This window comes from Arthrobacter sp. IK3 (assembly GCF_051337705.1).
GTDB lineage: Bacteria > Actinomycetota > Actinomycetes > Actinomycetales > Micrococcaceae > Arthrobacter_B > Arthrobacter_B koreensis.
This window is the reverse complement of record NZ_JBPPSW010000006.1, coordinates 158678-177699: the sequence shown is the minus strand read 5'-3', so window position 1 is coordinate 177699 and position 19022 is coordinate 158678. Positions and strand designations below refer to the sequence as shown.

At 66.3% G+C, this 19022-nt stretch carries 18 protein-coding genes and 1 riboswitch; of the genes, 12 read left to right on the top strand and 6 right to left on the bottom strand.

The window, feature by feature from the left end; translation table 11 throughout:
* The first annotated feature begins 47 nt into the window (after positions 1 to 47).
* From ACSLGO_RS10000 to ACSLGO_RS09985, 4 genes are all read left to right on the top strand, one after another.
* Entirely contained in the window at positions 48 to 938 is an 891-nt protein-coding gene (locus ACSLGO_RS10000) for an aminoglycoside phosphotransferase family protein (RefSeq protein ID WP_436401022.1), read from the top strand.
* A gap of 20 nt (positions 939 to 958) precedes the next feature.
* Positions 959 to 1756, top strand: a complete 798-nt coding sequence (locus tag ACSLGO_RS09995) for a hypothetical protein (RefSeq protein WP_436401021.1) — start codon at positions 959 to 961, stop codon at positions 1754 to 1756.
* On the top strand, positions 1749 to 2825 hold the full coding sequence (locus ACSLGO_RS09990) for an NAD(P)/FAD-dependent oxidoreductase (protein ID WP_436401020.1): 1077 nt from the start codon (positions 1749 to 1751) through the stop codon (positions 2823 to 2825). The genes ACSLGO_RS09995 and ACSLGO_RS09990 overlap by 8 nt, the downstream gene beginning before the upstream one ends.
* 164 nt (positions 2826 to 2989) lie before the next feature.
* On the top strand, positions 2990 to 3853 hold the full coding sequence (locus ACSLGO_RS09985) for a hypothetical protein (RefSeq protein WP_386917372.1): 864 nt from the start codon (positions 2990 to 2992) through the stop codon (positions 3851 to 3853).
* A gap of 276 nt (positions 3854 to 4129) precedes the next feature.
* Here the strand turns inward: ACSLGO_RS09985 and ACSLGO_RS09980 are convergent, their stop codons facing one another.
* Both ACSLGO_RS09980 and hutH read right to left on the bottom strand, forming a co-directional pair.
* Entirely contained in the window at positions 4130 to 4444 is a 315-nt protein-coding gene (locus ACSLGO_RS09980) for an acylphosphatase (RefSeq protein WP_091606390.1), read from the bottom strand.
* Between the two features lie 9 nt (positions 4445 to 4453).
* Positions 4454 to 6073 carry a histidine ammonia-lyase gene (gene hutH, locus ACSLGO_RS09975; RefSeq protein WP_436401019.1) on the bottom strand — a complete coding sequence of 540 codons (1620 nt, stop codon included), beginning with the start codon at positions 6071 to 6073 and terminating at the stop codon, positions 4454 to 4456.
* 122 nt (positions 6074 to 6195) lie between these two features.
* On the opposite strand from hutH, the gene ACSLGO_RS09970 reads away from it, so the two are divergent.
* Together ACSLGO_RS09970 and ACSLGO_RS09965 are read left to right on the top strand one after the other, a co-directional pair.
* Positions 6196 to 6975, top strand: coding sequence for a CPBP family intramembrane glutamic endopeptidase (locus tag ACSLGO_RS09970; protein ID WP_436401018.1), 780 nt, complete (start codon positions 6196 to 6198; stop codon positions 6973 to 6975).
* Complete coding sequence (locus ACSLGO_RS09965; RefSeq protein ID WP_436401017.1) at positions 6959 to 8932, top strand: glycoside hydrolase family 2 protein; 1974 nt, start codon at positions 6959 to 6961, stop codon at positions 8930 to 8932. The genes ACSLGO_RS09970 and ACSLGO_RS09965 overlap by 17 nt, the downstream gene beginning before the upstream one ends.
* Before the next feature lie 114 nt (positions 8933 to 9046).
* On the opposite strand, the gene ACSLGO_RS09960 is transcribed toward ACSLGO_RS09965, so the two are convergent.
* Together ACSLGO_RS09960 and ACSLGO_RS09955 are read right to left on the bottom strand one after the other, a co-directional pair.
* Positions 9047 to 10003, bottom strand: a complete 957-nt coding sequence (locus tag ACSLGO_RS09960; RefSeq protein ID WP_436401016.1) for a hypothetical protein — start codon at positions 10001 to 10003, stop codon at positions 9047 to 9049.
* A 131-nt stretch (positions 10004 to 10134) separates the two neighbouring features.
* Positions 10135 to 10776 carry a VOC family protein gene (locus ACSLGO_RS09955; protein WP_091606374.1) on the bottom strand — a complete coding sequence of 214 codons (642 nt, stop codon included), beginning with the start codon at positions 10774 to 10776 and terminating at the stop codon, positions 10135 to 10137.
* 124 nt (positions 10777 to 10900) lie between these two features.
* A riboswitch (SAM riboswitch) is annotated at positions 10901 to 11017 on the top strand.
* Positions 11018 to 11084: 67 nt separating this feature from the next.
* Here ACSLGO_RS09955 and ACSLGO_RS09950 point away from each other — a divergent pair.
* Together ACSLGO_RS09950 and metX are read left to right on the top strand one after the other, a co-directional pair.
* The gene (locus tag ACSLGO_RS09950) at positions 11085 to 12401 is read left to right on the top strand and encodes a bifunctional o-acetylhomoserine/o-acetylserine sulfhydrylase (protein ID WP_436401015.1); all 1317 of its coding nucleotides are present in this window, start codon (positions 11085 to 11087) and stop codon (positions 12399 to 12401) included.
* A complete protein-coding gene (gene metX / locus ACSLGO_RS09945; RefSeq protein WP_387005069.1) occupies positions 12398 to 13534 on the top strand; it encodes a homoserine O-acetyltransferase MetX in 1137 nt (378 codons plus the stop codon). Before ACSLGO_RS09950 ends, metX begins: the two co-directional genes overlap by 4 nt.
* 21 nt (positions 13535 to 13555) lie before the next feature.
* On the opposite strand, the gene ACSLGO_RS09940 is transcribed toward metX, so the two are convergent.
* Positions 13556 to 14425 (bottom strand): SGNH/GDSL hydrolase family protein, encoded by an 870-nt coding sequence (locus tag ACSLGO_RS09940; protein WP_386917473.1) that lies wholly within the window; start codon positions 14423 to 14425, stop codon positions 13556 to 13558.
* Between the two features lie 136 nt (positions 14426 to 14561).
* Between ACSLGO_RS09940 and ACSLGO_RS09935 the strand changes: the two genes are divergently transcribed.
* On the top strand, positions 14562 to 15215 hold the full coding sequence (locus ACSLGO_RS09935; RefSeq protein ID WP_091606363.1) for an alpha/beta hydrolase: 654 nt from the start codon (positions 14562 to 14564) through the stop codon (positions 15213 to 15215).
* Positions 15216 to 15218: 3 nt separating this feature from the next.
* Here ACSLGO_RS09935 and ACSLGO_RS09930 read toward each other — a convergent pair whose 3' ends face one another.
* Positions 15219 to 15449, bottom strand: a complete 231-nt coding sequence (locus ACSLGO_RS09930) for an RNA-binding S4 domain-containing protein (protein WP_263128675.1) — start codon at positions 15447 to 15449, stop codon at positions 15219 to 15221.
* Between the two features lie 113 nt (positions 15450 to 15562).
* On the opposite strand from ACSLGO_RS09930, the gene ACSLGO_RS09925 reads away from it, so the two are divergent.
* The 3 genes from ACSLGO_RS09925 to ACSLGO_RS09915 all read left to right on the top strand — a co-directional run bounded on the left by ACSLGO_RS09925 (position 15563) and on the right by ACSLGO_RS09915 (position 19000).
* Entirely contained in the window at positions 15563 to 16549 is a 987-nt protein-coding gene (locus tag ACSLGO_RS09925) for a DMT family transporter (RefSeq protein WP_325786588.1), read from the top strand.
* 157 nt (positions 16550 to 16706) lie between these two features.
* Positions 16707 to 18095, top strand: coding sequence for a glycine--tRNA ligase (locus tag ACSLGO_RS09920; RefSeq protein WP_436401014.1), 1389 nt, complete (start codon positions 16707 to 16709; stop codon positions 18093 to 18095).
* Entirely contained in the window at positions 18095 to 19000 is a 906-nt protein-coding gene (locus ACSLGO_RS09915) for a GNAT family N-acetyltransferase (protein WP_091606351.1), read from the top strand. The genes ACSLGO_RS09920 and ACSLGO_RS09915 overlap by 1 nt, the downstream gene beginning before the upstream one ends.
* The last annotated feature ends 22 nt before the right edge of the window (positions 19001 to 19022 follow it).

The window sequence follows — 19022 nt, the reverse complement described above, 5'->3', positions numbered from 1 at the left end:
GTCTGCAGCCCTGCCGCTGCGCCCGGCGCCAAGGTAGGGTGCCAGGCATGCCAACGTCCCAGCTCCGGGTTGATGCGGGGCTGGTCCGCGGCTTGCTGCAGGCCCAGCAGCCCCAGCTGGCGGACCAGTCGGTTACTCCGGTGGGTGACGGGTGGGTCAACCACGTTTTCCGGCTGGGCCGCGAGTATGCCGTCCGCCTTCCCCGGCGGGATGAGGCCGCCGAGCTGATGGCCAAAGAGCAGCAGTGGCTGCCTCTGCTTACCGCCGGACTGGCAACGGCAACCTCCGTGCCGATTTACTGCGGGGTGCCCCAGGAACCGTATCCCTACCCCTGGAGCATCAGCTCCTGGTATGACGGACTCGATGTGTCCCTGCAGCCCAGGGACCGCAACGTGACGCTGGCGGCTCCGCTGGCAGCGTTCCTCAATGCCTTCCATAAACCGGCCCCGCCGGACTATCCCCGTAATCCCGCCGTTGGCGGTCCGCTGGCCTCCCGGGACCAGGCCGTGCAGGAACGGCTGCACTCCGGGATGGTGCCGCACGCGGCCCGGGTCGAGGAGCTCTGGGCAGAGGCGCTGGAACTTCCGGGCTGGAACTCTGGGCCGGTATGGCTGCACGGGGACCTGCACCCGGCCAATCTCATTTCAGGCAGCGGGACCCTGCAGGCCGTGATCGACTTCGGCGACCTCACTGCGGGAGATCCCGCCGCTGACCTTGCCGCGGCCTGGCTGGTGTTCGACGCCGCGGGACGCCACGCGTTCCGTACCTCCCTGGACGGCCAATACGACGCCGATCCAGCTGTCTGGCTGCGGGCGCGGGGCTGGGCACTGTGTATGGCCTCGAACCTGCTTGCGGGCGCGCAGCGCCATCCCGGGTTGTACCTGGTGGGCTCGGAGACCCTCATGGAGATCCTGACGGACGACCTCTCCTGGCTCTAGGGCGCGTGCCAGAATGGGCTATGCCCATTTCCTGGAGTCACTCCGTCCGTGTCCAGACCGAAGGGGACGGGCACGTCACGGAGGACACCTGCGGCTATGCAGCCGCCAGCGCCTGGGTTATTGACGGGGCAACGTCCCTGCTGCCGGAACTGGACCTCCCCGGAGCGTCCAACCCGTCCTGGTATGCCCGGACCCTGGACCTGCTGCTCAGCGAAAGCGCTGGTGCCCAGCCGGGCCCCGAAAGCGGTTCCGAGGCCGGAGGCGTACTGGCTGATGCCCTCCGCGGGGTAGCCCGGGTGGCCGAGGAGAGGGCCGGAAATGAGCACAAACGGTTTCCCAGCGCGGCCCTGGCCCTAGCGCAGCTCACCACGGACGGCGTCGACGTGATGGTATTGGCAGACTGCCACGCGGCAGTGGAACTGGAGGACGGATCAGTCGTGCACGTGACAAGCGAACCTGCGGACCAACGTGTCCACAGCGAACACCCCGCCAATCCTGACCAGGCGCTGGAACTGCTCCGCCGGGACCGGGAGCTGCGCAATACCCCGGGACGACTCTGGGTTGCCCGGCGTGAGCCGGAAGCGGTGCAGCACGCCCACCTGGTGCGGCTTCCCGCACCGCGGCGCGTGGTCCTTGCCTCCGACGGCGCGTGGCGCGCGGTGGACCTGGGCCTGGTGGATGGGCCCGGGAGTTTCCTCCGGGCGGCATCAACGCCCGTTGGAGCGCAGCAGCTGATGCTCGAACTCCGCCGCCGACAGGAAGCGATTGGGGAAAAAGCCGACGACGCGACGATCCTCACGGTGGTGCCCGGTGCATGAGATTCCCGTACTCATCATTGGCGGCGGCATCGCCGGACTTTCCCTCGCCTCGCGCCTGGCCCGGGAGACCGGCGTCGTGCTCCTGGAAGCCGAGAACGAACTTGGCTACCACACGTCCTCCCGCTCCGCGCGGCAGCTTATTCCCAGCTACGGGCCGCCGGTAGTCCAGGACCTCACTGTTCGCACCCTTGCCCTGATCCGCGAACTGGAGGCCGGCCTGCCTGAGCCGATCCTGCGGCCCAGGTCCTTCATGCTCGTGGGCCGCGAGGAGGACGTCCGGGACAGGGCGAGCGGGCATATGCACCCGATCACCATCGCCGAGGCGATGGGCCTGGCCCCGGAACTGGCCGCCGGCAGCTTTGAGGCCGCAGGGCTGGACACAACATCCGTCTCCTGCAACACGGACATCCTGATGGATTGGCACCGGGCCCGGATCCTGACCGGCGGGGGCCGTATCCTTACCGGACGCCGGGTGGGTGCCGTCAGCCGCGGCGAGGGGGAGTGGCTGGTCTCTGCGGGCGGGGACACTTTCAGCGCGGCGGTAGTCGTGAACGCGGCCGGTGCCTGGGCCGATTCAGTGGCGGGCCTGTTCGGAGTCCGCCCGCGCGGACTCCAGCCATACCGGCGGACCGCCGCAATAGTCGAGGCCGGCAATCCGCCCGCTGCGGACGGTCCGATGGTTGCAGGCGCGCTGGACAACTTCTACTACCGGCCGGACCTTGAAGGTGTGCTGATCTCCCCGTCCGAAGCGGTTCCCAGCCCGCCGGAGGACGCCAGGCACCGGCCTGAGGACGTGGCAGACCTGGTAGGACTGGTCAACTCGCTGACCCGCCTTGAGTTGGGACGAGTTGTCCGAGCCTGGACAGGGCTGCGCACGCAGGCCGCTGACGGTGTGCCCGTGGTGGGTTTCGACGACGCCGTTCCCGGCTTCTTCTGGCTGGCCGGACAGTGCGGCTATGGGTTCCAAACCTCGTCCGGTATAGCCGAACTAGCCGCCGCGCAGCTGCTTGGCCAGCGGCCTTTCCTGGACGTGTCTGAAGCACTTTCCCCCGCGCGAACGGGGCTGTGACGAATCTCTCATCCCAGACGGATAACGAATCGCGGAAACGGCGCGGGAATGGTCAATCGAAGGGCCCGGGAAACCTACAGTTGAAGGGCAGGCCGGCTCCGGCCAATTTCCTATTTCAGTCCTGCTGTTTGTGCTTTTGAGAGGTCTCGTCAGTGCCAGAAATCATGCCGCCGCAGCTAGCGGGCGTGCAGCAGCGTCCCTTCTACGTCAAAGCCCGTTCCGTGATTACCGTGGTGAGCCTGGTGTGGCTTGTCCTGGCAGTCGCGGGGTATGGATCCTTCTCCGGCGGGACGACTTCCCTGGCCCTGTCCCTGGCCATGATGTATGGAACGGGCGTGGCAATCCTTGTGGTGGTTTCCGCTGCGTACCGGCTTCTGAAGCGCTCCGCCGTGCGCAGGGTTGAACATTCACCCGAAGATGCAGCTGCTGCAGCGTTCATTGATGCGACCCGGTTTGCTGCCGAAGAAATCCGCGCGGCCCTCACCCCGGCGCGTCCCGGAACCCGTCCGGCAGTGTCCCCGTGGGCCGCAGACACCGCGCAGGTGGCTGCCGCCGTCCCGGTTCTCCGTGAACCCGGTGCCGAAGGTGCATTTGCCCGCGAGCTGCTGGGGCGCAGGCATGGCGCCGGGGGCGCCTCCGCGTTTGCTGTTCCTGCCGTCGCTGCGCACGCTGATCCAGCGCCGGCCGCGGCTGCACCCCACCTCCCCGCGAAGGCTGCGGGCACACCCGATGCGCCTGCCCCCGAGGCCACGACCCAGGCCGCGAAGAATACGTCCGCAGGCAAGTCAGTGGTGAACAAGAGAGCTTCGTCCAAAAAGAAGAAGGGCAGCAAGCCTCGCCCGGTCCAGGCGAACAGCCAGGGCGGCAAGCAGGCTTCGGCTCAGGCCGGCGGCAAGGGAAGCGGCAAAAAGACCGCGGCTCCGGCTGCAAAGAAGGCAGCTTCTTCCGGAAAGGGGCCGGGCAGCGAGACCGCACATCAGGCCTGCAGGGGCCCCGCAGCAGCCCAGGATATGAAGCGCGCAGCGTAGGCCTCCTGCCACTCTCAGGAAGTTGCCAGCTTGCTGACAGGAGCTTTCCAGACCCCTGTCCTAACGTAGTTATTACCTCATAAGGGTGCGAGTGATGAATGGATAGCGTAGTGAACTATCCGGCGCCGGCAGACTAGGGTTGTTCCCCCCAACCAACCCCACAGTCTGCCGGCGTTCTTCATGTCCGGGGTCTTTGTTCCTCTCATCCGGGGGCTTTCATTCCCGGGTCGCCGGCCTGCGGACCCGCCTCAATTTCCCGGCGGTCTCCAAAGGCGGTTACCCGGCGTCGAAGCTGCTGAACTCTCCCGTTGCCGGTGAATGGTGTTCCTCGACGCTCTCGACCACGCCCGGCGCAGCGGGGGAGCGAACCCACTCCAGGAGCCCGTCCACTGCGGACGGCAGCCCTTCGGCAGTAATCACCACGGAGCCGTCCGGCTGGTTCACCGCGGACCCGGTCAGATTCAGCTTCGCTGCCTGCCGGAGTACCCGGTACCGGAAGCCGACACCCTGGACCACGCCGCGCACCACTGCCGTGACGCGTACTTCGTCTCCTGATGCGCCGGTGGAGTCCGGGGTACGTGGCGAATTCATGCCTGCAGCCTAGTGGAGAGGAGCCTCCAGTACAGCGTTTGCGGCAGTAACGAGGGATCCGTCCGCCACCAGCCGGTACACAGCCTCAATCTCGGGTGCCAGGTACCGGTCGGGTCCCGGCCCGTCCACGACGGACCGGACGGCAGCACGGACTGCCGCGGAGACCGGCGCGCTGCGGGAGGAGTGAAGGCCGCCGTCGCGCATATCCAGGGCCCGTGCCGAGGTGAGAATTTCCACGGCCAGGACCCGGGTGAGCCCATCCAGGGCTTTGCGGAGCTTCAGTCCGGCCGCCCATCCCATTGAAACGTGGTCTTCCTGCATGGCGGAGGACGGAATCGAGTCCACTGATGCTGGTACGGCGAGCCGTTTGAGCTCGGAGACGATTCCGGCCTGGGTGTACTGGGCAATCATGTGCCCGGAGTCCACGCCGGGGTCATGGGCAAGGAAAGCATTCAGTCCGTGGCTGCGGTTGCGGTCCAGGAACCGGTCGGTGCGCCGCTCGCTCATGGAGGCAAGGTCCGCGACGGCGATTGCGATGAAATCCAGGACGTAGCCCACGGGAGCGCCGTGGAAGTTGCCGTTGGACTCAACCCGGCCGTCCGGGGTCACCACCGGGTTGTCCACGGCGGAGGCCCGCTCACATGCCGCCACGTGCTCGGCATGCGCCAGGGTGGACCGGGCCGCCCCATGGACCTGCGGAGCGCAGCGCAGGGAGTAGGCGTCCTGCACCCGGGTGAACTCTCCGGTTTTCTGTTCCTCCACCAGCACGGATCCGCGCAGGACCGTCCGGATGTTCTCAGCGGACTCTGCCTGTCCGGGCTGCGGACGGAGCGCCTGGAGGTCAGCGGCGAACACGGCGTCGGTCCCCAGCAGGCCCTCAACGCTCATTGCCGCCGCGATGTCCGCAACCGTCAGCAGCCGGTGCAGGTCCGCGATGGCCAGGGTGAGCATGCCAAGCATGCCGTCAGTGCCGTTGATCAGCGCCAGGCCTTCCTTCTCCTGCAGTTCCAGGGGTTCCAAGCCAGCCGCCGCCAGTGCCGCGGAGGCCTCCAGTTCCTTCCCGTCGGCGTCGCGCACCCTGCCCTCGCCCATGAGCGCCAGCGCGCAGTGGGACAGCGGGGCCAGGTCACCGGAGCAGCCGAGCGAACCGTACTCGCCAATGACGGGAGTGATGCCTGCGTTGAGCAGATCGGCATAAGCCGATGCAACTTCCGGGCGGACACCTGTGCGTCCGGTAGCGAGGGTGGAAAGCCGGTTGAGCATCAGTGCTCGAATCACCTCCCGGTCCACCTCCTGGCCGGACGACGCCGCATGGCTGCGCACGAGCGAGCGCTGCAGGACCGTGCGCTGGCTGGGAGGTATCTGTTTCGTCGCCAGTGCCCCGAATCCCGTGGAGACGCCGTAGTGGGGCTTCGAGTCTGCGGCAAGTGATTCGATCACTGAACGTGAGGACCGCATGCCCGCCAGGGACTCGGCAGTCAGCGCCACACGGGCACCTCCGCGGGCCACGGCCAGGATCTCCCCGGGCTCCAGGGGCCCTGTGCCAACGTTGACGGTGCGGACCGTGCCGGGGGCGGATTCCTGAGAAAAGAGAACCAAAACGTCATCCTGTCTGTGTGCTGCCGGCATTGCCCGCCGAACCGTCAAATGCCGCACAGCGGTACTGGCATTTCAACCAGTGAAATGCACCGGGTGGTAATCCGCAAGTGGGGGATGAACGGCCCGCGAGGGTGATCAGGCACAATAGGCACATGCCTACCGCCTCTGCTGATGCTGTGCCCGATGCCGGGACTCGGCGCAGGATCACGGTCGAAATCCTGATTGTGCTGGGACTTTCCCTGGGGCAGTCAGGCGTGTACGCCGTCGTGCGCCTGCTGGACAAGATGACCCAGGGGCCGCTGCAGGGACAGACCACCACGCTCAACCCGGTCCTGGATGACAGGGCCGTGTTTGACCTGGTGTACCAGCTGCTGGGAATTTTCTTCTCACTGGTCCCGGTGGCGCTGGTCCTTTTCCTGCTGACCGAGCCCGGACGCTCGGCCTTCCGCCGGATCGGCTTCACGTTCTCCCGTCCGGTGCTGGATTTCGGGCTGGGGTTTGCACTGGCGGCCGTCATCGGCGTGGGTACGCTCGGCGTCTATGCGGCAGGGCGGGCGACGGGCATCACCACCGCAATCGTCCCGGCGGCCCTGGACACGTACTGGTGGACGCTTCCGGTCCTGGTGCTGTCCGCGATGCGGCATGCCGTCCTGGAGGAAGTCATTGTGGTGGGTTACCTCTTTACCCGGCTGCACGCCCTGGGATGGTCGGTACCGGCGATGATCATCACCAGCGCACTCATCCGGGCCAGTTACCACCTGTACCAGGGAATCGGCCCCGGAATCGGAAACTTCCTGATGGGACTGCTGTTCGGGTACGCCTATTACAAGACGAAGCGGGTGATGCCGCTGGTCATTGCCCACGCGCTCGTGGACATCGCCGGGTTCGTTGGGTTCGCCCTGTTTGGATCCGCCATTGGAATTGGAGACTGACGCCTTCATGGCATTGCTGACACCCTGGGGAGAAGCCCTGGACCCGCAGAACGTCCTGCCCGACTATCCGCGGCCCCAGCTTGCGCGCGGAAACTGGCTGAACCTCAACGGGTACTGGGACTACGCCATCACCCCCGCAGCCCAGGCGGACCCGCCAGCGTCCTGGGACGGCAGGATCCTGGTGCCATTCTCGCCCGAGGCGCCGCTGTCCGGCGTCGACCGCCAGCTGCAGCCGGACCAAGCGCTCTGGTACCGTCGCACCTTCGAGGCACCGGCGGGCCGGGGAGGCCGGGTTCTGCTGCACTTCGGAGCCGTGGACCAGTCCTGCACCGTCCTGGTCAACGGACGGAAAGCGGGGGAGCACGACGGCGGCTACCTTCCTTTCGCCCTGGACATCACCGCGATGCTGGATGATGGTCCTCCTGGCGCGGAGGCCGTGCATAACGGGCGTGCTGGAGCCGCGGCTGCCGCGGAAACCGGGGAGGCTGCCGGGCAGGAGATTGTGGTGCGGGTCCTGGACGGCAGTGAGACGAACGGGGCATCACGCGGCAAGCAGAAGCTGGACCGCGGAGGAATCTGGTACACGGCGCAGTCCGGGATCTGGCAGACGGTCTGGCTGGAACGGGTCCCGGAAACCTGGATTCGCGATGTGGTGCTGACTCCGCTGGACTCGCTCGACGGCGTCGAAATCACTGTGTCGATTGACGGTGCTGCTGCTGGTCCGGGTGCGGAAACCGGGCGGGAAACGGAGACCGAACGGAATCCGCCTGCCGAACTGAGCCCGGAGGCCGGACCGAGGCCGCCCGCCGAACCGAGGCCGGAGGCCGGACCGAAAATCTCCGGCGAGGTGGCGGTCTTTACCGGTGGCACCGAAGTCGCAGCGGCGGCCTTCGTCCCGGGGCAGCCGCTCCGGCTGGCCCTGCCAGACCCACGGCTGTGGAGTCCGGAGGATCCGTTCCTCTACGACGTCCGGGTTCGCTTTGGCGCGGACGAGGTCAGGTCCTACTTTGGTCTGCGGACGTTCGGCACCGGTATTGATCCCGCCGGACACAAGCGCCTGCTGCTCAACGGCAAACCCTACCTGCACGCCGGCCTGCTGGATCAGGGCTACTGGCCGGACGGGCTGTACACGCCGCCTTCGGACGATGCCATGGTGTTCGACATCCAGACGGCCAGGGACCTAGGCTTCACGATGCTGCGCAAGCACATCAAGATCGAGCCGCTGCGCTGGTACCACCACTGCGACCGGCTGGGCATGCTGGTCTGGCAGGACATGGTGAACGGCGGAATGGGGGATGGGCGGGCGCCTGAACCTGTGCCGCTGCCGGGCCGGGGAAGCAGGAGCGACCGCCGGTATGCGAAGTTCGGCCGCAGCGACGCCTCCGGCCGCGAGGCGTTCCGCCGTGAAGTGCGGGAGACCGTTGGGCTGCTCCGGAGCGTTCCCAGCATCGCCGTCTGGGTTCCGTTCAACGAGGGTTGGGGCCAGTTCGACGCCGCCGACGTCGCTGCTGAGCTCCGGGAGCTGGATGCTACCCGGACCATTGACCATGCCAGCGGTTGGCATGACCAGGGTGCCGGCGACGCCAAGAGTCTGCACGTGTACGCCGTTCCCTTCCATATCCGCCGGCGGTGGCAGCGGGACCCGCGGGTCATCGTCCTCTCCGAGTACGGCGGCTTCAGCCTCCCCGTCGAAGGACACACCTGGAACACCAAAGTCTTTGGCTACGGCAAAACCCTGCGCAGCCGGGCCGAGCTCGAGAAAGCGTTCACGGCACTGCACCGCGAACAGATCGAGCCGGCTCTGCGGGAAGGCCTTGCCGCCACCGTCTACACCCAGCTCACCGACGTCGAGGATGAGGTCAACGGGCTGCTCACCTACGACCGCCGGGTGCTCAAGGTGGATCCCGCCGTCGTCCGCGGTTTGAACGCGGACCTGCTTCGTGCCTTCGTCCGGTAGCCTGCCGGTTCTGCTGCCGGTTTCCACGGAATCGACCGCCTAGCAGTTCTGCTCCCGGTTAGAACCGGCAGCAGAACTGCCAGTCGTGAGCGGATATCGGAACTGGCAGCGGGATCATCGACGTCGTTTTCGGGGCAGACCCGCCCTCACCAGCCGCTGGACCAGTCCGTCGGGATTCTGCGGTGAACCTTGGAGATCGGTCCAGGACCATCGCACGAATCCCACACCAGTCGCCCGAATGGCGTCTTCACGCCGCTTCTCCCGAACGAGCGTCTCCCAGGACGGCTGCATTGTTTGGGTGCGGGGATCCCCAACGTTTCGTCCGTACTTCACAGCACCGTCGAATTCGCCGACCAGTCTGTGTTCGCGCCAAAAGAAGTCAGTGCGGCCGAGGAGTTTTCCGCCGGGGGACCGGAATTCCTGCTGCAGTTCCGGTGCTGGAAACCCATGCCGGCGGAGGATAGCTCGGGAGAACGACTCACCCGGTGATTCAGAGCGGGCGTCAGCGAACTCCAGGACCCGTAATGCCCGGCTACGTTTGGCGGAATCCGGAAGCCTGCCTGCAACAAGGCGAAGGTCATCTTTGCTGAGCGGAGAGAACCCTTTCAACATGTCAGGACGGAGGGCATGGTCCATAGCTGGAAGGGCCCGTTCAAAGGGCAGATAGGCGGCCATGTCAATAACGGTCTGCGCGCGGGACGTGAGTTCCACCCCGGCATACACAACCAGTGGATCCAGCAGTTTCCGCCTGGTCCAACGCAGGTCGCCCCGGCGCCGGCCGTGCGAACGGGTGGATGCCAGAAGCAGAATCTCAGGCAACGCACCGACGACGGGAATGCCCCAAATGACTGCTGCCGTCTCCTGTACCAGGACGCGGGTCCCCACGGCGGACTCGACAGCCGCCAGTATCCTTAGCCGTTCACGCTCCCGGGGAGGCAACCGGCCCCATGCGACAGCGTCGACGTAAACGCCGCGCCTCAGACGAACCAGTTCCCCGGCCAGGCAACGTTCGGACAGTGGCTTGCCCAGTCCGGCATGACCGTCGGCTACGAATAAAAGTTCTGCATCCATTCCGTAGCTCTACGGGCAGGCAAGCAATCCCACCAGTGTCCTGGCCCCAAATGTGGATGACAGGGAGCCGACTGGTTTGCGGTTCTGCTGCCAGCTGCAACTGGCAGCAGAACCGCAGACCGGAGCTAGAACTAGATCTCGACGAGACCCTTCTCGGTGGCAAAGGTGACGGACATGATGCCGGGGGTGCCCTTGGGAGAGACCCAGGTGACATCCACGGACTCGAGCGGCTTTTCGACGGGCATGCCCAGCCACTCGGTCACCCGTGCGGCCGAGCCGGCAATGGTGAGCGACTGCAGCGAGACGGTGCCTTCCAGGGCACGGGAGGGGTGAAGGTCTGCCTTGTCCTCATCCCAGCGGAGCATGTAGGGAACCTGCGGGTCGGCGATCAGCCCGTTGATGCCGATCTGCCGCCAGGTGAGTTCCTGTCCGTCGGGGAACTTGCGGTTGCCGGGGACGGAGGAGCGGCCAAGGCGTTCTTCGAAGGGAGCAAGGTCCTCAACGGCAACACACCAGCCCATCCAGCCGCCGCCGGCGTCGGAGCGTGCACGGACGGCTTGTCCAAACGGGGCCTTGTCCGAGGCGGGGTGGTTCAGTACTTCAACAACCTCAACATACTGGTGGTTGGCCAGCGGGAGGATCATGTTGCGGGTACCGAAACGGGGATGGACTCCGCCTTTGACGAAGTCAGTTCCCAGGGCAGCAGCAATGCGTTCCGTGGTGGCCAGCAGGCCGTCGGATTCGCAGGCGTAAGAGACGTGATCCAGGCGCATGCGAACATCTTGGCACGTTGTGACCTGTGTCTCGACTAAGGCAAGCCTAAGCGCCGTAATGCGGCACTTTCACGCTGCGTCATATGGGTTGCACAACTGCCGGAGCGTTGGTTCTATTGGTACAGGTCATGAGTGCCAGCAGATAGCCCCGGCTTGCTGGCCGGCAACCCTCCAACCGCGGTGGGGTGCCCCGGGTGAAGACCTGGCCGTACGCAAACAGGCGTACCGGCAAGCGCGGGCCACACGTGTCGCTCCGGAGTATCCCGGACTCGACCCTGTGGGGCCCCTGGTCATAAAGGGAGCACACAATGTCTGCCAACTGGTCCTTCGAAACACGCCAGATCCATGCAGGTCAGGAGCCCGACGCCGTAACCGGCGCCCGCGCCCTGCCCATCTACCAAACCTCGTCCTTCGTCTTTCCCAGCGCCGAAGCGGCAGCCAACCGGTTCGCGCTGGCGGAACTCGAACCGATCTACACCCGGATCGGCAACCCCACCCAGGAAGCGGTGGAGAACCGCATTGCGTCCCTGGAGGGGGGCCTCGGAGCGCTGCTGCTCGCCTCCGGCCAGGCAGCCGAAACGTACGCCATCCTGAACCTCGCCCAGGCCGGCGACCACATTGTGGCCAGCCCCAGCCTTTACGGGGGCACGTACAACCTCTTCAAGCAGACGCTGAAGAAGTTCGGCATCGACGTCACGTTTGTTGCTGACCCGGACAACCTCGACCAGTGGCGCGAAGCGGTGCGGCCCAACACCAAGGCCTTCTTCGGCGAGGTGGTGTCCAATCCCCGCCAGGACGTCCTGGACATTGAGGGGATTTCCGGCGCGGCGCATGAGGCAGGCGTCCCGCTAATCGTGGACAACACGCTCTCCACTCCGTACCTGATCCGTCCCATTGAATGGGGAGCGGACATCGTGGTGCACTCGGCCACCAAGTACCTCGGCGGGCACGGCACCGTTATTGCCGGCGTGATCGTGGACTCCGGAAACTTCGACTTTGGTGCGGACCCGGAGAAGTTCCCCGGCTTCAACACCCCTGACGAGAGCTACAACGGACTCGTCTACGCGAGGGACCTCGGCGCCGGCGGCGTCCTCGGGGCCAACCTGGCCTACATCCTCAAGGCCCGGGTCCAGCTGCTCCGGGACCTCGGTTCGGCGCTGTCTCCGTTCAATGCGTTCCTCCTCGCCCAGGGGCTGGAGACCCTCAGCCTGCGCGTGGAGCGGCACGTCGAAAACGCCGTCGCCGTCGCGCAGTGGCTTGAAGCGCACGACGACGTTATCTCGGTTGCGTACGCAGGGCTTGAGTCGAGCCCGTGGTACGAGAGGGGACGCAAGTACGGTCCCCGGGGAACCGGAGCGATTGTGTCCTTTGAAATTGAAGGCGGTGTGGAAGCAGGCAAGCGCTTCGTCGATGGGCTCGAACTGCACTCGCACGTGGCCAACGTGGGGGACGTGCGCTCCCTGGTGATCCACCCGGCGTCCACGACCCACAGCCAGCTCGGGGCCGAGGCCCAGGCGGCGGCGGGCGTCAGCCCGGGGCTGGTCCGCCTCTCGGTTGGCCTTGAGCACATCGATGACATCATTGCGGATCTCGATGCCGGTTTCCGCGCCGCCAAGGGAGCATGAAGTACAGCGTGACCACCTACCCGCCTGCACCGCAGCACCCTGTCCGCGTTCTTGACGGGGTGCTGCGGTACGCCCCCATCGGTGACCTCAAACTCGAAACCGGCGGTGTCCTTCCGGACGTTGTGCTGGGCTACGAAACCTGGGGCGAGCTGAACAGCGACGCGTCCAACGCCGTCCTTGTTCCGCATGCCTTGACGGGGAGTACTCACGTTGCGCAAGGCAGTTCGGATGAGCCGGGCTGGTGGGACGGACTGGTCGGCCCGGGGAAGACCATCGACACCGACCGCTTCTTCGTTGTCTCCATCAACATGCTCGGGGGTTGTTACGGTTCCACCGGGCCGGGGTCCGCGGATCCGGACGGACTGCCGTGGGGTTCGCGCTTTCCGTTCGTGACCATTCGGGATTCCGTGCACGCCGAAGCCCGGCTGGCGGACCAGCTGGGCATCCGGCGCTGGCACACGGTGCTGGGCGGATCGCTCGGCGGCGCCCGGGCACTCGAGTGGGCGGTAACGGAACCCGAACGGGTGGCCCGGTGCGCGGTGATAGCAGCGACGGCGGCCAGCACCGGTGAGCAGATCGCCTTTGCCCAGGCGCAGGTGGCGGCAATCCGTTTGGACCCGGACTACAACGGCGGGGACTACTACAACGGCCGTGCCCCCGTGGCGGGACTGGGCCTGGCGCGGCGGATTGCGCACATTACCTACCGGTCCGAGGCCGAACTTCAGTACCGGTTCGGCCGGACGCCGCAGCCGGGGGAGGACCCGCTCGGTGCTGCCCTCCCGGCAGAACGCGGCCGCTACCAGGTGGAGAGCTACCTGGACCACCAGGGGACAAAGCTCGCAGGAAGGTTCGACGCCAACAGCTACGTCATCCTCACCGAGGCGCTGATGAGCCACGATGTCACCCGGGGCCGGGGCAGCCTGAGCGAAGCGCTTGCCGCTGTCCGGGCTCAGTTCCTCGTGGCCGCGGTGGACTCGGACCGGCTGTATTTCCCGGAACAGTCCTACGAACTGGCAGCCGCGCTTCCCGGCGAGAACCGCGTGCACCTGATCAGCGCGCCCATTGGACACGACGGGTTCCTCACCGACGTGCTCCAGCTCGGGGACGTGCTGCGGAAGGATTTCTTCGGCTAGGCGCCTGCTCCGCGGAGGAACCTAGCCCTGGCCCGCAGGCCCGGCGCCGGCGGTTTGCGCCCCGGCAGCCTCGGAGGAGCCCTGCGGCATCCGCTTTCCGAAGAACGGGCCGGCGTCCGGGCGCTTGGGTGAGATGCCGTCGCCGGAGGAGCGGCGGCGGACCCGCCGCATCACCCACGGCATCAGGTATTCACGGGCCCAGAACAGGTCCTCGGAACGTGCCGTCCGCCAGTTCTTGGGCGGCAGTTCCTTCACCCGTGCCGGTTCCAGGGTGTGCGGAACACTGAGCGTCTCCAGCACCATGGCCGCAATGGTCTGGTGTCCCATGGGGGAGAAGTGCAGCCGGTCCGGGGCCCACATCTGCTGGTTGCTCAGCTCCCGCAGCGCCCACATGTCCGCGATGACGGCGTCGTGCCGCATGGCCACTGTCCGCAGGTTTTCGTTGTAGATGGCCACCCGGCCGCGGACGCTTCCCAGTACCGGGGTGGCTCCGATGTCCGGGCCGGTGAAGAGCACCACCGTGGCGCCGGTCTCCCGCAGCCGCGCGATGGTGCCGTCCATGGTTTCGGCGAGCCGGTCCGGATCCCCGCCCGGCCGGATGACGTCATTGCCGCCGGCGCAGATGGTCACCAGGTCCGGCTTCAGGTCGATGGCCGGCTGAACCTGCTCGGCAACAATCTGGTTCAGCAGGCGTCCGCGGATGGCCAGGTTCGCGTAGGCGAAGTCGTCATGCCCGGCGGCGAGTTCCTCTGCCAGCCGGTCGGCCCAGCCGCGGTGCCCTCCCGGGCTTTCCGGGCTCGGATCGCCGATCCCCTCCGTGAACGAGTCGCCCAGCGCCACGTAGCGGTTGAAGGGGTGGTCCGGGTGTCCCTGCTGCTGGGCGGGCTGCACCGGCGGCTCGGAATGGTTCTGGGGATCGGATGGCACGGAGGGGAGCTGGGCATTTTCGGTCACCGAACCATGATTGCCCCTGAGGGCCTGGCTACGCGACCGTAGGTTGGAAGAGCCGCATGCCAGAATGGAATTTATGACGAACAACTCTCCCTGGAACCCTGTTGTGCTCTTCTCCAAGCCGGAGGAAGAGCGGGCCGGAACCCCGCTGCTGGTGCTCTTCCACGGCTACCTGGCCAACGAGGAAGACCTCATGGGCCTGGCGCAGTACCTGCCGCAGGAGTTCACCATCGCCTCCGTCCGCGCACCCCAGGCGCTGGGTCCGGGCTACTCCTGGTTCCCGCTGATGCACGAACCGGATTATTCGGTGGACCGGGTGGTTGCGGCAGTCCAGGACGTCTCGGACTGGCTCGACGGCCTCAGGGAACAGCACTCGAGTGTGAGCCTGCTCGGCTTCTCCATGGGAATGGCCGTGGCCAGCACGCTGATGCGCCACCGGCCCGAGGAGTTCGCCGCCGTCGTCGGGCTTTCCGGTTTTGTGGTGCCGGCCGAAGGAAACGGCTTCTTCCACGACGAGGAGCTGGCGGCGCTAAAGGTGCCGTTCTTCTGGGGACGGGACCAGGCGGATCCGGTGATCGACGCCGAGCGCATCGAATACACCCACGCCTGGCTGAACGGCCATACCAAGCTGACCAAGGTGCTCTACGCCGGCATGGGGCACAGCATCAATATGCAGGAACTCGGACACGTGCGGGAATTCCTCACCCACACAGTCCTCGGTTCCCGGTAGGTTCTATTCGCCGGAGACGATCCGCACGGCCTCGCCGTTCACCTCGATGGTGTCCCCGGCGTGGAGCTGCCGGCCGCGGCGCTCCTCGATGTCTCCGTTGACCTTCACCAGGCCGTTCTCGATCAGTTCCTTGGCCTCAATGCCGTCCTCGGCAAGGCTGGCGAGTTTCAGTGCCTGGCCAAGGCGGATCATGTCGTCACGGATGGGAAGGTCCTGGGGATCGGTTGAGCTCATGGAACCTATTCTGCCGGAGAAAGCGCCCGACGCCGTTACGGGGCCCGGGGGTGCAGGCTGCGGAAATCGGGGCGGGGACAGGCGGGGTGCCGAAGCGGGAGTAATGTGAAACGGTGCCACAGCCTGCCCGTATCCCTGTCTCCGTCGGTCTGCCACTAGCTCTCGCCTCCGGGGTGGCCATTCCCGCCCAGTCCCGTATCAATGGTGCCCTCGGCGTTGCCCTGGATGATTCCCTCGCCGCCGCGCTGGTGAGCTTCGGCACCGGGCTCGCCGTGATGATCCTCGTCACGGCCGTGTTTCCGCGCGGACGGGCCGGCTTCGGGCAAATCCTGCCCGCGCTCCGGGAGAGGCGCTTTCCGCGGATCTACATCCTTGCCGGCGTCATTGGCGCCTGGTTCGTACTCACGCAGACACTGACCATAGCCGTACTGGGTGTTGCCGTGTTCACCGTAGCCACGGTTGCCGGACAAACCCTGACCGGGCTGGTGGTGGACCGGATGGGCATTGGTCCCGGCGGCAAGAAAACCCTGACCATCATGCGGGTAGTGGGGGCCGTGCTGACCATCGCCGCCGTCGCGTGGGCGGTGAGTCCCAAGCTCTCCGGCAGCGGGGGCGGCGCGGACTGGCTGCTGACCGTGCTGCTGCCGCTGAGTGCCGGCATGGCCATGAGCTTCCAGCAGGCCATGAACGGGACCACGGGAATGCACTACGGCACGCCCATCACGGCAACCCTGATGAACTTTGTCTCCGGATTCACCGCCCTGCTGGTGGTGTGGCTGGTGAAGGTGGCGGTCTCCGGATTCGGCAATCCGCTGCCGGACACCTGGTGGTATTACCTGGGCGGCGTGATGGGCTGTGTCTTCATTGGCGTCAGCGCCATGCTCGTGAAGACACTCGGCGTCCTGCTGACCAGCCTTGGCCTGATCGGCGGGCAGCTGGTGGGGTCCCTCCTGCTGGACCTTTTCCTCCCCGCCCCGGGCTCCGCCGTCGTCGCGGCAACGGTGCTGGGCACCGCCCTGACCCTGGTTGCAATCGTGGTAGCCACGCTGCCCTGGAACATGCCCGGATTCCGGCCGTGGGCGCGGCGGCGCAACGGGTAGCCGGCTTTCGCCGCCGTGACCTTAAGCTGGTATCTATAGGTTTTGCCCTCCGGCCCGCACCTGCGCACTTCCGCGCCGGAAAGCGAGGCGGAACGGGATCAAAAGCGGACCGCACCCAGCGGCCTGCGTGAGCAGAAAGAACGGCGGTACCATTCACATGGCTTCGACCAAATCCAAACTGGATCCGATCATCTCCCTGGCCAAGCGCAGGGGCTTCGTCTTCCAGTCGGGTGAGATCTACGGTGGTTCGCGTTCCGCCTGGGATTACGGGCCCCTCGGCGTCGAGCTGAAGGAAAACATCAAGAAGCAGTGGTGGCAGTCCATGGTCCGCGGACGCGACGACGTCGTCGGCCTGGATTCCGCGGTCATCCTGCCGCGCGCCGTGTGGGAAGCCTCAGGCCACGTCGAGGTCTTCTCCGACCCGCTGGTCGAGTGCCTCAGCTGCCACAAGCGCTACCGTGCGGACCACCTCGAAGAGGAATACGAAGAGAAGAAGGGCCGCGCGCCTGAAAACGGCCTGGCGGACATCGCCTGCGCCAACTGCGGCACCAAGGGCCAGTGGACCGAACCGCAGGAATTCTCCGGCCTGCTTAAGACCTTCCTTGGCCCGGTGGCCAGCGAAGAAGGCATGCACTACCTGCGCCCGGAAACCGCGCAGGGCATCTTCGTGAACTTCAACAACGTGCTCACCACCTCCCGCAAGAAGCCGCCGTTCGGCATCGGCCAGATCGGCAAGAGCTTCCGCAACGAGATCACCCCGGGCAACTTCATCTTCCGCACCCGTGAGTTCGAGCAGATGGAAATGGAATTCTTCGTCGAGCCGGGCACGGACGAGGAATGGCATAAGTACTGGATTGAAACCCGGAAGAACTGGTACACGGACCTGGGCATCAACCTGGAGAACCTGCGCCTGTTCGAGCACCCGCTGGAGAAGCTGAGCCACTACTCCAAGGGCACCACGGACATCGAGTACCGCTTCGGTTTCCAGGGTTCGGAGTGGGGCGAGCTGGAAGGCATCGCCAACCGCACCGACTTTGACCTGGGCACGCACTCCAAGCACTCCGGCACGGACCTGAGCTACTTCAACCAGGCCACCAACGAGCGGTTCACCCCGTACGTGATTGAGCCCGCCGCCGGCCTGACCCGGTCCTTCATGGCATTCCTGGTGGACGCCTACACCGAGGACGAGGCACCCAACGCCAAGGGCGGCGTGGACAAGCGGACCGTGCTGCGCCTCGACCCGCGCCTGGCCCCGGTCAAGGCAGCCGTGCTGCCGCTCAGCCGCAACGAGGACCTGTCCCCGAAGGCCAAGGAACTGGCCGCCCAGCTGCGCCGGAACTGGAACATCGACTTCGACGACGCCGGCGCCATTGGCCGCCGCTACCGCCGCCAGGATGAGATCGGCACGCCGTTCTGCATCACGGTGGACTTCGACACGCTCGAAGACCAGGCCGTCACCGTCCGCGAGCGGGACACCATGGCCCAGGAGCGCGTGAGCCTGGACAAGGTACAGGGTTACCTGGCCGAACGGCTGATCGGCGCGTAATGGCCATCTCTTTCCGCGAATGGCGTGAGGACGACGACCTCGCCCTGATCCAGCTCTGGGGCGACCCAGAGACCGGTGAAGCCGCACAGTTCCGCTCCGTTCTGCGTCCCTCGGCGAACGAGCCGTGGAGCCGCTGCATCGTGGCGGAGGACGACGGCGTGCCGGTGGCTGCCGGGGTGGTCTACGAGACCAGCCTGCACCCGGACCGGCTATGGGCGTACATAGAGGTGGCACGGGACAACCGGCGTGCCGGCCTGGGCTCCACCCTGCTGGGCATGCTGCGCAAGGAAGCCGAGAACGCGCCGTCGGGCGTTACCAGGCTTCGTGCCAAGGTGGCGCCGGACTCCGCGGGCGCGGCGTTCTCCGCCGCTGCCGGCCTGGAACCGATCCAGCGCTCGCGGTCAGTGATCGTTGAACCGGGCAAGCTCAAGCTGCCCGTCTTCGAGGACCACGGACCGCAGCTGGAGGAAGCGGCAACCGGTTCGGTTGAACTGACCCGCGCCGTCGCCGACTTCTACAACGCTGTCCACGACTGGGACCGGGCGGACATGGGACTTGGCCGCGCCCAGCAGATGCTGCTCCACGAGGCCACCGGCGCCTCGGGTGCCGTGGTGCTCAGGGACAAACCGAAGCACGAAGGCGGAAAAATTGCCGCATTTGCGGTGAGCTACACCTCCGAGCGCACGGACGCCCCGGCGGACGTGCTGCTGGGCTGGGACACGTCGCTGGAGGAGACCGAGGCGGAAGCTGCGGTTGAATCGCTGCTGGCCATGCTGGCCTATCAGTACCCGGTGCAGCTGGAGGTCGATGACTCGATGACCGCCCTGGCCAAAGTGCTGGACCGGCTGCTGGCCGCCGGCGCCGCCCGGCAGAACGGGCCGGAGACGCTGATCCTCAGCAGCTAGCCCCACCCATCGAGATAACAGA

Bases quoted from the DNA above. Each gene is read 5' to 3' on its own strand.
- hutH (WP_436401019.1), bottom strand. From the start codon at position 6,073: ATGCCGGCAGCACACAGACAGGATGACGTTTTGGTTCTCTTTTCTCAG.
- metX (WP_387005069.1), top strand. From the start codon at position 12,398: ATGAAGTACAGCGTGACCACCTACCCGCCTGCACCGCAGCACCCTGTC.
- ACSLGO_RS09985 (WP_386917372.1), top strand. From the start codon at position 2,990: ATGCCGCCGCAGCTAGCGGGCGTGCAGCAGCGTCCCTTCTACGTCAAA.
- ACSLGO_RS09950 (WP_436401015.1), top strand. From the start codon at position 11,085: ATGTCTGCCAACTGGTCCTTCGAAACACGCCAGATCCATGCAGGTCAG.
- ACSLGO_RS10000 (WP_436401022.1), top strand. From the start codon at position 48: ATGCCAACGTCCCAGCTCCGGGTTGATGCGGGGCTGGTCCGCGGCTTG.
- ACSLGO_RS09915 (WP_091606351.1), top strand. From the start codon at position 18,095: ATGGCCATCTCTTTCCGCGAATGGCGTGAGGACGACGACCTCGCCCTG.
- ACSLGO_RS09970 (WP_436401018.1), top strand. From the start codon at position 6,196: ATGCCTACCGCCTCTGCTGATGCTGTGCCCGATGCCGGGACTCGGCGC.
- ACSLGO_RS09930 (WP_263128675.1), bottom strand. From the start codon at position 15,449: ATGAGCTCAACCGATCCCCAGGACCTTCCCATCCGTGACGACATGATC.
- ACSLGO_RS09960 (WP_436401016.1), bottom strand. From the start codon at position 10,003: ATGGATGCAGAACTTTTATTCGTAGCCGACGGTCATGCCGGACTGGGC.
- ACSLGO_RS09995 (WP_436401021.1), top strand. From the start codon at position 959: ATGCCCATTTCCTGGAGTCACTCCGTCCGTGTCCAGACCGAAGGGGAC.
- ACSLGO_RS09955 (WP_091606374.1), bottom strand. From the start codon at position 10,776: ATGCGCCTGGATCACGTCTCTTACGCCTGCGAATCCGACGGCCTGCTG.
- ACSLGO_RS09920 (WP_436401014.1), top strand. From the start codon at position 16,707: ATGGCTTCGACCAAATCCAAACTGGATCCGATCATCTCCCTGGCCAAG.
- ACSLGO_RS09980 (WP_091606390.1), bottom strand. From the start codon at position 4,444: ATGAATTCGCCACGTACCCCGGACTCCACCGGCGCATCAGGAGACGAA.
- ACSLGO_RS09935 (WP_091606363.1), top strand. From the start codon at position 14,562: ATGACGAACAACTCTCCCTGGAACCCTGTTGTGCTCTTCTCCAAGCCG.